Here is a 14,231-nt window from a genome sequence, read left to right as displayed (position 1 = left end):
TATACGGGAATCGCTGTATATACAGTGACCGCGACACTCTGCACTTTCAAAATGCGACACACAAGGCCGAAAATCAGCTATTTTCTCCATGAGGTGCATCGGTTATACTTGGAAGGGATACAATAGGTCTAGGGAAATTGATTTTCGAGGATCCCCCCTAGTTTTGAAGCAAAAAGTCGATCCTCGAAAAAATGTGCATTTGCGACCGTTCTAAGAGTCACGAGAAGCCGCGCCGTGTCTAGGTTTTTCTATGCATGATTCGGGCGGTTACAATCCTAGACCCGATTACAAGGGGACTGAAACATGGCTTACAAGCGTCGTGACACCGAAACCACGCAAGGTTACAATCCTAGACCCGATTACAAGGGGACTGAAACTCTGGTTTGCAAGTCTCATCTATGACGACAACGAGCGGTTACAATCCTAGACCCGATTACAAGGGGACTGAAACACACGAGAGCCGCGAATCGTTTACGTCCGAATTCGTCCGTTACAATCCTAGACCCGATTACAAGGGGACTGAAATATTTGCGCAAGAATTGTGGAGGCAATGGATGCAGCCTGTTACAATCCTAGACACGATTATAAGGACTGAAATAGCTTGCGCGTGAGAGGCTTATATAGATAACGTGGATTTTATGCAAACTTTCTTGCAAGATGAAACTACAAGTCAAGCGGTGTATTGTTTGGCTCAATATTAAATGAATCGCACGGTGATAAAATGGAAAACCTTGCACGTAAAAAAGGAAGTATCACGGGAACTCTCGTTGGGGTAGCAGCCTATTCTTTTCAAGTGCATCGGTCATCGAAGCGGATTGCATTAGAATGTATGGAAATAAATTTCATGCGGAATACCTTCCGATGAAGGTGATTCAAGATCACACTACAGTGATCCTGACAAATTCGAAATGACTTCTGCACCCCCGCGTGCAGGGGTCTTTTTTTTCGATACAAAACCCTCCCCAGACACCCCCTCACGTTTTCTCCTCCGCCCACATAGGCTAGGGTGGAACTATCCCACGGAATGACTGATGAGGTTGAGGAGGGAACATCACTTGGCGAAGAAAGACAGTTTGACATACGACCTTGGCACTGTGATCCCCGGAGTGGATCTCCAACAACTCTACGGGTTGGAGGTGTTGAGCGCCGAGCCGGTGCGCGCCGTCGTGCGCATGGAAACCGACAAGGGCGTGTTTGCCCTCAAGAAAGTCTCCCACAAACCGGAGAAGCTGCAATTCATGTACGAAGCCCAAGAACATCTCTACCACAACGGCTTCCAAGAGCTCCCGCGCTTCATCAAAACCCTCGACGGCAAACCGTTTGTCGATCTGGGCGAGGAACTGCTGTTTCTGAACACGTGGCTCGACGGAGAGGAGATGAACGTCCACAGCCGCGAAGAACTGATCGAAGTCGTCAAACTCCAAGCCCGCCTGCACGCTGCTTCCCGCGGCTTCGAGCCTTCCGTCAACGCCTCGATCAAAACGCGCTGGGCCGGCTGGATCGAACGCTTCGAAGACCAATTGAACGACATCCTCATCGTCCACGACCGCTTGAAAGGCCAAGAACCGCAAAACGAAATGGAAGCCGCCTTTCTCGAAACGGTCGAACCGATGCTCGAAATGTCCCGCAAAGGCGTCGAACTGCTCAAAGCCTCGCCCTACCTCGACGTGCTCTACCGCGAACGCTCCCAACGCGGCTTCGTGCACGGCGACTTCACGTACCACAACTTCATCCGCCGCCCGGACGGCGTGATGCAAGTGATCGACTTCGACTACTGCGCCCACGAACTGCGCGCTCACGACTTCGCCCGCTTCCTGCGCAAGATGCTCCGCCGCAGCGACTGGAATCCGGAAACCGCCGACCTCATCCTGAGCACCTACCACACCGTCGACCCGCTCCACCCCGACGAACTGGAAGTGCTCAAAGCGGTGCTCTATTTCCCGCAACGCTACTGGCGCGCCGTGGAGCGCGGCTTCCTCTCGCACCGTTACTCGCCGGAGGGCTCCGTGAAAAAAATGCACCAAGAAGTCGCCAAACTGGATGCGTGGAAGGCATGTCTCGACGTCTTCCCGACCTCTCTGTAGAGCCGGGAGGGGAGCTTGATGGCCGAACGGACGACGATCTCACAAGCGCTGGAGGAATGCGGATTTGCGCCGGATGTGCTGGACGCGTACGGGTTTGACGTGTACAAAGCCGAATCGGTGCGCAAAGTGGTGCGCTTGGACACGTCGCTTGGCGTCCTGGCGTTAAAAAAATTCAAGTTCACCGACGGCGAACTCGACTATTCGCTCGCCGCCATGCAGCATGTCAAAGAGCAGAGCTTCGACGTGCCGGGCTTGATCCCCACCCGCGACGGAGCCCTCTACGTCAAGCAGGACGACGTCAAATACTTCGTCATGGAATGGCTCCAAGGCCGCGAAAGCCGCTACAGCCACATCTACGACTTAACCCTCGCCGCCCGCGGGCTCGCCGATTTCCACCGCGCGACCCGCGGGTTTCACCCCCCGCCGACCGCCGCTTCCATCGGCAAAGAGCAGTGGGGCTCATGGACGGGACACTTTCTCGAACGCATGGAAGAACTGCGGTCGTGGCAGGTCTTGGCGGAACAGGGCGGGACGCCGTTTGACAACATGTATGCCGACGCGGCCGCATATGGTATCACAGAAGCGTCCCGCGCCGTGGAGCTGCTGCTCTCTTCGCGTTACGAAGAAATTTCCAAGGAAGAACAGGAGTGGCAGGGGTTTTGCCATCACGACTACGCGCACCACAACGTGCTGATCACCGGGGAGCACGCCAAGCCCGGCATCGCGATCATCGACTTCGACTATTCGATCTCCGACATCCGCGCACACGACCTCGCGTCGCTGATCTTGCGCAACATGAAAAGCGACAAGTGGGACGCCCGCACGGCTTTTTTTATCCTCAAATCGTACTACGAACGCGCCGAGCCGCATCCGGGCGAAGAACGCCTGGTGCATGCGATGCTTCGCTTCCCGCAAGATCTCTACGAAGTGGCCCGCTATCAATTCGTGGAAAAAAACCGCCCTGCCGACGTGTTGGAATCCCGTCTGCGCAAGTGGGAACAGCAGCGGCAGCGCCGGGAGCGTTTTTTTCGCGAATTTGAAGAAGGAGCCCGCTATGTGTTGAAAGAGGGCAAGATCCGCTGACGTGAAGGAGTGACACGATGAAGATTGGAGTAGACGCACGAGGCGCCATCTGGTATCGGGGTACGGGGATCGGCACCTACACGTACCAACTGGTCAAGAATTTGCATATGCTCGATAAAATGAACGAATACCGGTTTTTCTGGCCGGGCGATGAATATAAAAACCTCGACCCTTCCGTCGACGAAGTGTTCAATTCGATTGAACGCAGCAAAGATAAGTTCTGGGAAGAAGTGCATATCCCGATGAGCGTGGAGCAAGAGCACATCGACATCTACCACGTCCCGCAAAACGGAATCGGCCTCCCCGCGACGAAGGGCTGCCTCAACGTCGTCACCGTCCACGACCTCATCCCCTACATCTACCCGGAAACGGTCGGGCGCGGGTATCTGAAGATCTTCCTGAGCGAAATGCCGCGCATCATGGAGCAATCCGACTTGGTCATCACTGTCTCCGAGCACTCCAAGCGCGACATCCAGCGCATCTTCCAACTGCCCGACGACAAAGTCGTCGTGACATACGAAGCGCCGGAGAGCGTGTACCGCCCGATCGACAAAGCGCAAGCGCGGAAGTACGTGCGGGAGAAGTTCGGCATCGACTCCCGCTACATCCTCTATATCGGAGGGTTCTCGCCGCGCAAGAACGTCAAGGGCTTGATCAACGCCTTCTACGAAATCCAGCACGACATCCCGTCCGACTACAAACTCGTCCTCGTCGGCAAGGAAGCGCGCGATTACGACGACACGGCGATGCTGGTCGACGCGTTGCGCTTGCAGGAGAAAGTGGTGTTCACCGGATTTGCGCCGGTTCTGGAGCTCCCGTATCTGTACGCGGCGGCGAACCTGTTCGTCTATCCGTCGTTTTACGAGGGCTTCGGCCTGCCGCCGCTCGAAGCGATGGCGTGCGGCACGCCGACGATCACGTCGAACACGTCCTCGATTCCGGAAGTCACAGGTCAAGCGGCGCAGTTGATCAACCCGCACGACATGTACGACCTCGCCCAGAAGATGGTCACAGTGCTCAACGACGAAGCTCTGCAAGCCAAGATGCGCTCCGACGGGCTGCAGCAAGCGTCGCAGTTTACGTGGAAACGGTGTGCGGAAGAGACGTTGGCGGCGTATCAGAAGCTGTTCCAACGAAGCAAAGTGTAGACCTGTAGATCGGGAAAAAAACGCCTCTGCGACGGGGCGTTTTTTTATTGGAGTTAGACTAGTTTAAATCTGATTCACTTGATCTAGACAGTCTAAGTTTAACGACCTATACTGATGATATCAATTTGGTTAATGGGAACAGGCAAGGAAGAACAGAGGTAAGAAAACGTATTGGAGGCAACTGCGATGAATGAACATTCGCAAATCATTCATCACTTGTTCTATGAGCAGGCCGCAAAAACCCCCGATCATACGGCGGTGTCGTTCGGCTCGCAACAGGTGACCTACCGTGAACTGAATGAAAGCTCGAACCGGGTGGCGCATTTCTTGCGCGACCGCGGCGTTGGGCGCGGGGAACTCGTGGGAGTTCTCTTGGAGAGAAGCTGTGAAATGGTCGTGTCGCTGCTTGGCATCTTGAAAGCGGGGGCGGCGTTCGTGCCGCTCGACCCGAAGTATCCGCTGGATCGTCTGGCGATGATCGTCTCGGAAGTCGCGCCGAAGTGGTTGGTCACGCAGGCGTCGTTTGCCGGGAAGCTGCAGGAGTTGAAAGCGGCGGCCGGGCTTACGAACGTGCAAACCCTGTACGCCGACGAAATTCCGGCAGTCGGGTTGGACCCTGTCCACGCGCTGTATTCGCACGAGATGGCGGCGACGTCCGATGTTCAAGCCGCTGCGTTTTCGTTTGCGGAGCTGGCGTCCTATCCTTCCACGAATCTCGACGTGTTCAACGAACCGGGCGATCTCAATTATATTTTCTACACTTCCGGCTCGACGGGGCGGCCCAAGGGAGTTATGGGCTGTCACAAAAGTTTGACGCACTTCATCCGCTGGGAAGCGGAGGAGTTCGGCATCGGCGAAGGCGACCGGGTGTCGCAGTTTGCGGCGTTGTCGTTTGACGCCTGCCTGCGCGACTTGTTTGTCCCTCTGTGCCACGGCGGGACGGTCTGCCTGCCGCCCGGCGACGTGCTGACCGACCGCGCGGAGCTGGTGAACTGGATTGAAGCTGAAGCGCTTACGATCATCCACTGCGTCCCCAGCGTCTTCCGCCAGCTGTTGGCGGCGGCACACGAGGGGATGTTTCCTCGTTTGCGCCGCATCTTGATGGCGGGGGAAGTGCTCGAAGTCAAGCACGTCCTTCAGTGGATGGAGATCTTCGGCACGCGCATTGAGCTGGTCAACTTCTACGGCTCCACGGAAACCACGATGATCAAGATGTTCCACCGCATCGACAAACGGCCGACCCCCGGCAAGCCGATCCCGATCGGACGCGCCATGAAGGGCGCCGCCCCGCTCATCCTCAATGAAAAAAACAAACTGTGCGGCATCGGGCAAGTCGGCGAAATCTACATCCGCAGTCCGTTTTTGTCGCTCGGGTATTACAAGCGCCCTGAGTTGACAGACGAGGTGTTTTTGCAGAACCCGTTGCGCCCGCTCGCGGAAGGCGCGGACCGCGTGTACCGCACCGGCGACCTCGGGCGCTATCTGCCGGACGGAAACGTGGAGTACATCGGGCGGCGGGACAACCAGGTCAAAGTGCGCGGGATTCGCGTGGAACTCGCCGAGATCGAGTCGGCGATGGTCGAATTGCCGGGCGTGCGGGAAGCGGTCGTCACGGCGCGCACGGAAGAGGAGGGCGATTGCACGCTGATCGCTTATTTCACCGCGTCGGACGAGCAGGAAGTATCGGTGGAGCGCTTGCGTGCGAACTTGCAGCAGAAGTTGCCGGACGCGATGATTCCGTCGCAGTTCCATCTCTTGGCGGAAATGCCGCTGCTCCCCAACGGCAAAGTCGACCGCAAAGGGTTGCAGGCGTTGGCGGTCGAAGCGAAACCGGAGCGAGGCCGCGTCTATGTAGAGCCGCGCACGGAGACGGAACAAAGCTTGGCGTCGATCTGGGCCGACGTGCTCCGCGTGGACAAAGTCGGCGTGCACGACAGCTTCTTCACGCTGGGCGGACATTCGCTGCTCGCCATGCAAGTGTTGTCCCGCGTGCGGGAAGAGACAGGGGTGCGCGTGACGCTGCAAGACTTTTTCACCAAACCGACGGTGGAAGAGTTGGCGATTCATCTGGACAGCGTGGCGTTGGCGGACGCGATTCCTCCGCAACACCGCATCGTCCGCGTGCCGGAGCAAGCGCGGTATGAACTGTCGCACGCCCAGAGCCGCCTCTGGTTCCTGCAACAGCTCGACCCGGCGAACGTGTCGTATCACATGCCGTACAGCGTCGTGCTGCGCGGCGCTTTGGATCTGGGCGCGTTTGAAACGGCGGTCCAGCGCATGGCGGCACGTCATGAAATTCTGCGCACCGTGTTTGTGGAAGAGGACGGCGTGCCGTATCAAGTGATCCGCGAGCATGGCACCCTGCCGATTTCCTACGAGGATTTGACCCACCTCTCCGCCGCCGAGCAAGTGGAACGTACACGCAACTGGACGGCCGAGGACGCCCGCACGCCTTTCTCCCTGACCGAAGGGCCGTTGATGCGGATGATGCTGTTGCGCACGGGTGCGGACGAGTTCCTTTTTTACCTGAACACGCATCATATCATTTCCGACGGCTGGAGCACGGGGCTGTTCGTGCAGGAAGTGGCGGAACTGTACCATGCGCTTCTCCACGGTCAAGAGGCGGATCTGCAACCCGCCGCGCTGCGCTATGTCGACTTCGCCGCTTGGCAGAACGAGCAACTCGCCGCCGGGCAACTGGATAACGAAGAAGCGTACTGGCTGAACACGCTCGCCAAACCGCTGCCGACGTTGAACCTGCCGCTTGATTTCGAGCGTCCCGCCGTGTTGACCGACACGGGCGCGCAGTTCCGCTATCCCTTGGACGCGGGGCTCGTCGAACAAGCCCGCGAGTTTGCCGCCGGGGAAGAGGCGTCGCTGTTCATGGTGATGCTGGCGGCGTATCACTTGCTCCTGCACCGCTTGAGCGGCGACGAAGACATCATCGTCGGCACACCGACCGCCGGGCGCACGGCACGAGAGTTGGAATCGTTGCTCGGCGTCTTCATCAACATGCTCTCGATTCGAGCGCACTTTGACAGAGACGCGTCGTTCCGCAGTCTGTTGCAACAGGTGAAAGCGCGTTGCTTGGAAGCGTTCGATCACCAGACCTACCCGTTCGACCGCTTGATTGAAAAAGTGCAGCCGGAGCGCGACTTGAGCCGCTCGGCGGTTTTTTCCACGATGTTTGTGTTTGAGAATACGCCGTTTGCGTTGCAGCTGCCGGGGTTGGAAGTCTCGCCTGCTGAAATTCACCGCTTGTCCAGCCAGTTCGACCTCGCGCTGAAAGTGTTGGAGCACGACGGCGAGACGTCGCTGTACTTTGAGTACAACCCGGATCTGTTCCTGCCCTCGACCGTGGCGAAGATGGCGGAGCAGTATGTGATGTTGCTTGCTTTCGTGCTGAACGACGCGGAGCAAGGGCTGTACGAGGCAGACTTGTTAACGGCAGCGGATCGGCAGGTGTACGCCGACATGAACGACACCGACGCGGCGTATGACTTGAACCATCTGCTGCTCGACGCGTTTGTGGAGCAGGCGGAGGCGCATCCGGAACGCATCGCGTTGTCGGAGCCGTCGACCGGACGGATGATGACGTACGGGGAGTTGCACCGGCGATCCAACCAGTTGGCGCATCTGCTCCGTGCAGAAGGGGTGCAGCGCAACCAACTGGTCGCCGTGATGATGGAGCGAAGCATTGAAATGCTGGTGTCGATGTACGGGGTGTTAAAGTCCGGCGCGGCGTATGTGCCGATTGACCCGGAATACCCGGCTCAGCGCATCCAGTACATGCTGACCGACTCCGGCGCGAACATTCTCCTGACCAAACGGGCGTACCTCGACCGGACGGGGGCAGAAGGGTCTCTGTCTGCCAAGCCGTTTTTAATGGAAGAAACGCAATTCTATCAGGGCATGCCGACCTCCATGCCGGAGCCCGTCGGAACACCGGATGACCTCGCGTACATGATCTACACGTCCGGCTCGACCGGTCAACCGAAGGGGGTTCTGATCCAACACCGCGCGATTCTCAACCGCCTGGTCTGGCACCAAGAAATTTTTGGCGCCACGCCGGAGGATGTGGTGGTCCAGCGCACGACGGTAAGCTTTGACGACTCGGTGATCGAGCTGTTCTGGCCGCTGCGCCACGGAGCGAGGCTCTCCATCATGGCGCATGAAGTCGTGCTCGACTCCCACCGTTTGATCGAGCAGTTGATCCAAGAGCGCGCGACGTACATTCAATTCGTTCCGTCCCTGCTCGCCGTCGTCCTCTCCGCTTTGCAAGAGATGCCGGCACGCGAGCGTCCGCCGCTGCACACGATCATCCTCTCGGGCGAAGCGTTGCCTGCGAAACTGGTCGAGCAATGGTTCCAAGTCTACCCCGGCACGAAACTCGCGAACCTCTACGGCCCGACGGAAGCGGCTGTCGACGTTTCGTTTATCATCTACGAAGGCCCGCAGTCGCACATCACGATTGGACGCCCGGTTGCCAACACGCAACTGTACGTTCTCAACCCGAAGCGGCGGCTCTGCCCGGTCAACGTCACCGGCGAACTCTATGTCGGCGGCGTCCAATTGGCGCTCGGCTACCACAACAAGCCGGAAAAAACGGCTGAGGCGTTTCTCCCGAACCCGCTGCCGGGCACGTTCGGCGAGCGGTTGTACCGCACCGGGGATTCCGTTCGCCTCTTGCCCGACGGCACCCTCGACTACTTGGGCCGCGTCGACAACCAAGTGAAGATTCGCGGCATTCGTACGGAGCTTGGCGAGATCGAGGAAGTTCTCTTGCAAGCGGCGGACGTGAATCTGGCGGCGGTCATTGCGCGGAAGGCGGCGGGCGGCGACTACACGTTGTTTGGGTTCTACACGGCGAGCCGCGGCGTGGAGGCGGGCGAACTCAAGGAGCACTTGCGCGCCAAACTCCCGGATCACATGATTCCGCCGCGCCTCGTGCAACTCGACGAGATGCCGCTCACCCCGAACGGCAAAGCCGACCGCAAAGCGCTGCAGGTTCTGGCGGCTGAGGTTGCCGTCGAACAGCAGGCTGACTACATCGCTCCCTCCACACCGACGGAGCTCGCGGTCGCTTCGATCTGGTCGGAACTGCTCGGCCGCGAACAGGTGGGAGCGGGTGATCACTTCTTCGAGATGGGCGGGCACTCGCTGTTGCTGATGCAGGTGAACTCCCGCTTGCGCAAGACATTCGGCATCGGACTGGAGCTCAAAGACCTGTTTGCCTACCCGACGCTCACCGAACTGGCTTCGCGCGTCGACGAACGCCTGCAAGCCGACGCCGAGGGAACCGGGGAAAAAACGAACCTCTCCGCATCTGGCCTTGCCGCCCGCATCGAACCGGCGGCGCTGCAACCGCACTACGAACTGTCGCACGCGCAGAAGCGACTCTGGTTCCTCTACAAGTTCGACCCGGACAACGTCGCCTACCACGTCAACCTCAACATCCGCTTGAAGGGCACGATCCAAATCGATCTGCTCTCCCTCGCGTTTGACGAGATGATCCGCCGCCATTCCTCGTTGCGCACCGTCTTCCGCGAAGTGGACGGCGAGCCGCGCCAGTTTGTGCAGCCGTTCTCGAAGTTCCATGTGGAGTTTGAAGATTGGCGGGTGTTTGAGCGCGAAGAACAGGAGCAGCGCTTGCGGGCGAAACTGCGCGAGACGGAAAGCACTCCGTTTGACTTGGGCGACGGGCCGCTGATGCGGGCGATGCTCTATCAGACCGGCGAGGCGGAGTACCGGTTCTTGCTCCAAAAGCACCACATCATCACCGACGCGCTGAGCCGCGACCTGTTCCTGCGCGAGTTGCAGGAAGTCTATGCCGCGCTGGCGGAAGACCGAAGCCCGAATTTGCCGCAGGTGGATCTGCAGTACGTGGATTACGCCGAGTGGCAGGCCCGACAAGTGGAAAGCGGCGTTTTTGCCAAGGAGCAGGAGCATTGGGTCGGGGTGTTGGCAAAGCCCTTGCCGGTGCTGGATTTGCCGACCGATTTCCCGCGACCGGACGTGCAGACGTACAACGGCGGTTTGGTTATGCAGGTGCTCTCGGACGACTTGGTGCAACGCGTGCGCAAAGCGGCACAGCAAGAGGGCGTGTCGCTGTTCATGTTCTTGTTCGCCGCGTATGTGCGCTTGTTGAACCATCTGAGCGGGCAGGACGATCTCGTGGTCGGGACGACGATTGCGGGGCGGACGAGCGAAGAGTTGGAGAACGTGTTCGGCTTCTTCGTCAACACGCTGGCGTTGCGCGTGCGCATGGACGGTCTGCAGACGCCGGGCGAGTTGGTGCAAGCGGTCAAGCAGGCGGCGCTCGATGCGTATGAGCACCAGTCGGTGCCGTTTGACTTGCTGATTGAGCGGATCAACCCGGAGCGCGACATGAGCCGCTCGCCGATTTTCTCGACGATGTTCCAGTACGAGGTCGGCATGGCGGGGGGCTTGCACGGGGAGCAATTCCAGTTGGAGTTGACGGAGAATCCGTTTGAAGTGTTGACGAGCAAGTTTGATCTGCAGTTGAACTTGATGGATTTTGAAGAGCAGGGGGTGCATCTGTTCTTCCAGTACAACTCGGATTTGTTCTTGCGGGAGACGGTGGAGAAGTTTACCGATCTGTACCTGCAAGTGCTGGAGAATTTCGCGGGCGACCGCACGGTGCCGTTTGGAGCCGCGGCGCTTCTGACGGAGGGGGATCGGGCGGTGTATGCCCGGATGAACGACACGGAAGCGGCGTATGACAACGAAGGCTTGCTGTGGGAGGCGTTTGCGGAACAAGCGGAAGCGCACCCGGAGCGTGTGGCGCTCAGCGAGCCGGAGACGGGCCGGATGATGACGTACGGCGAGTTGCACGCGGCGTCGAACCGGTTGGCGCACTTCTTGCGCGAACAGGGGGTTGCGCGCAATCAACTCGTGGCGATTCTGATGGAGCGCAGTCTTGAGATGATGGTCGGGCTGTACGGCATCTTGAAGTCCGGCGCGGCGTACGTGCCGATCGACCCGGAGTACCCGGCGGAGCGCATCCGCTACATGCTGGAAGATTCGGGGGCGCGTGTGCTCTTGACGAAGCAGGGGTATCGCGAACTGGCGGAGGGAACGCAAACTGTTCTGTTCATGGAGCAAGGGGAACGCGACCTCGCGCACTTCCCGTCGACGCTTCCGCCACGCGTCGGCACACCGGACGACCTTGCGTACATGATCTACACCTCGGGCTCGACCGGACAGCCCAAGGGCGTGCTGATCCAGCACCGAGCGATTCTGAACCGTCTGCACTGGCACCAAGAGACGTTCCGCGCCACAGCGGAGGACGTGATGATCCAGCGCACGACCGCCTGCTTTGACGACTCCGTGATCGAGCTGTTCTGGCCGTTGCGCCACGGAGCGAAACTGTCGATCATGCCGCAGTCTGTCGTGCTGGATCCGCAACGCTTGATTCAGCAGTTGCTCACGGAACGAGCGACCTACATGCAGTTCGTCCCGTCCCTGCTCGCCGTCGTCGTCTCCGCTCTGCAAGAGATGCCGCCCGAAGCGCGTCCGCATCTGCGCACGCTGATCGTCTCCGGCGAAGCGCTTCCGTCCAAACTGGTCGAGCAATGGTTCACGCTCTACCCGACGGGCACGCAGCTCGCCAACCTCTACGGCCCGACGGAAGCGGCGGTCGACGTCTCCGGCGCGATCTACGAAGCGCCGCACACGCTGATCACCATCGGCGCTCCGCTTGCGAACACGCAACTCTACGTTTTGAACGCGCACGGTCAACTCTGCCCGGTGCGCGTCAAGGGCGAACTCTACGTCGGCGGTGTGCAACTCGCCCTCGGCTACCACAACAAGCCGGAAAAAACGGCAGAGTCCTTCGTCCCGAACCGCTTGCCGAACACGCCGGGCGACCGCTTGTATCGCACGGGCGACGCGGTTCGTCTGCTGCCCGACGGCACTTTGGAATACCTGGGCCGCGTCGACAACCAAGTGAAGATTCGCGGCTTCCGCATCGAACTGGGCGAGATCGAGGAAGTGCTCACCCAACACGCCGCCGTCGAGATGGCAGCTGTCATTGCGCGCAAAGGCCCGGACGGGAACAATTCCCTTTTTGGCTACTTGACAGCGTCCGGCGAGCTCGAAGTGTCCGCTCTCAAAGACCATCTGCGCACGAAACTCCCGGATTACATGGTGCCGCCGCGCCTCGTGCAATTGGACGTCATGCCGCTCACCCCGAACGGCAAAGTTGACCGTCACGCGCTGGAAGCGTTCGCGGCGCAGGATTCGTTTGAACTCGTCAGCGAGTACGTCGCGCCGTCCACGCCGACGGAGGAAAAACTGGCGGGCATCTGGAGCGAACTGCTGAAGCGCGAGCAAGTCGGGGTGCGCGACAATTTCTTTGACCTCGGCGGGCACTCGTTGCTGGCAATCCAGATCCTCAACCGCGTGCGCAGCGACTTGAACACGGCGCTGGAACTCAAAGACCTGTTTGCCAACCCGACCGTCGATGCCTTGGCGGCCGCCATTGACGAACGTTTGCAAGCGGGGGGCACCGCATCCTCCCTCGTGATCCCGAAAGCGCCGGAGAGCGCCGATTACCCGCTCTCCAACGCGCAACGCCGCCTCTGGCTGCTGTACAAACTGAACCCGGCGAGCCGCGCGTACAACATCCCGCTGGAGATCGCGATCAAACGCCCGCTGCAAGTCAAACTGTTTGAAAAAGCGTTGCATCAACTCGCCGAGCGGCAAGCGGTTTTGCGCACCGTTTTCGTCGAAGCGGCGGGAGAGCCCCGTCAGAAGGTCTTGCCCAAGAGCAACATCCGGCCGTTCTACAAAGACCTCAGCGCGCAGTCGCCGGAAGAGCAGGAAGCGTTTATCCGCGAGACGATTGCGCTCGCCAACAGCCGTCCGTTTGATTTGACGCGGGGGCCGTTGGTGCGCACGCTGTTGTTCAAGCGGGGAGAGTCGGACTATCACTTCTACTTGAACGTGCACCACATCATCACGGACGGCTGGAGCAACGAACTGCTCGCCCGCGAGCACGCCGCTCTCTACGAAGCGCTGGTGAACGGGGAAGAAGCGTCGTTGCCGCAACTGCCGGTTCAGTATGTGGACTATGCGGCGTGGCAGGAGCAAGAAGCGGCGAACGGACGCTTTGCGGGGGATGAAGCGTATTGGCTCGATACGCTCGCCAAGCCGTTGCCGGTGCTGAATTTGCCGACCGATTTCCCGCGTCCGGCTGTTCGAACGGATCAGGGAGCGGTGCTTTGGTGGTCCATTCCCCGGGAAATCACCCTCTCGCTCCGAGAGCGGGCGGCGGCGGAAGAGGTTTCGCTGTACACGCTGTTGCTGGCGGGGTACGTGCTGTTCCTGCATGAACAGACCGGTCAACGAGACCTGATCGTCGGCACGCCGATTGCCGGGCGGGTGGCAGAAGAGTTGGAGTCTGTGATTGGGTTTTTTGTGAACACGTTGGCGATTCGCGCGCGGTTGGACGGCGTGACAAACGGGCGGGAGTTGGTGCAGCGGGTGAAGGAGCAATTCCTGAGTGCGTATGAGCACCAAGGGATGCCGTTCGACCTGCTGATCGAGCGATTGAATCCGGAGCGTGACTTGAGCCGCACGCCGGTGTTCTCGACGATGTTCACGTTCCGTCAGTTTCTGGAAGCCGTGTCGCCGCTGTACGAGCCGTTGCAAGAGACCGACACGGAAGTCAGCAAATTCGACCTGACCGTCACGATTCAGGAAGAGCGGGAGCACTTGCGCATCGCGTTCGAATACAGCACCGATCTCTTCCAAAAAGCCACGGTCGAAACGTTCGCCCGCGCTCTGGAAAGTGCGCTCGCGTCCCTCGCGGTCGATCCGGCGGCGCTCGTGCTGGAATAAAACAAAAAGCCAGCTCCTTCAAGGGGCTGGCACTCACAATCAAACAGACCCG

The 14,231-nt window shown here is 59.3% G+C and carries 4 protein-coding genes; all 4 read left to right on the top strand.

All coding sequences use genetic code 11. The features are described from left to right. Positions 1–1,055: 1,055 nt before the first annotated feature. Positions 1,056–2,084 (top strand): CotS family spore coat protein, encoded by a 1,029-nt coding sequence (locus EL26_RS13615; RefSeq protein ID WP_038089751.1) that lies wholly within the window; start codon positions 1,056–1,058, stop codon positions 2,082–2,084. An 18-nt stretch (positions 2,085–2,102) separates the two neighbouring features. Continuing rightward, on the top strand, positions 2,103–3,167 hold the full coding sequence (locus EL26_RS13610; protein ID WP_038089748.1) for a CotS family spore coat protein: 1,065 nt from the start codon (positions 2,103–2,105) through the stop codon (positions 3,165–3,167). 17 nt (positions 3,168–3,184) lie between these two features. Beyond that, positions 3,185–4,315 (top strand): glycosyltransferase family 4 protein, encoded by a 1,131-nt coding sequence (locus EL26_RS13605; RefSeq protein WP_038089745.1) that lies wholly within the window; start codon positions 3,185–3,187, stop codon positions 4,313–4,315. Between the two features lie 186 nt (positions 4,316–4,501). Further along, entirely contained in the window at positions 4,502–14,179 is a 9,678-nt protein-coding gene (locus EL26_RS13600) for a non-ribosomal peptide synthetase (RefSeq protein WP_038089744.1), read from the top strand. Positions 14,180–14,231 lie beyond the last annotated feature (52 nt).

Origin of the sequence: Tumebacillus flagellatus, assembly GCF_000714935.1 — a bacterium.
GTDB classification, from domain to species: Bacteria; Bacillota; Bacilli; order Tumebacillales; family Tumebacillaceae; genus Tumebacillus; species Tumebacillus flagellatus.
Note: the sequence above shows the minus strand (reverse complement) of the source record. Positions and strands in the feature narration are given on the sequence as shown.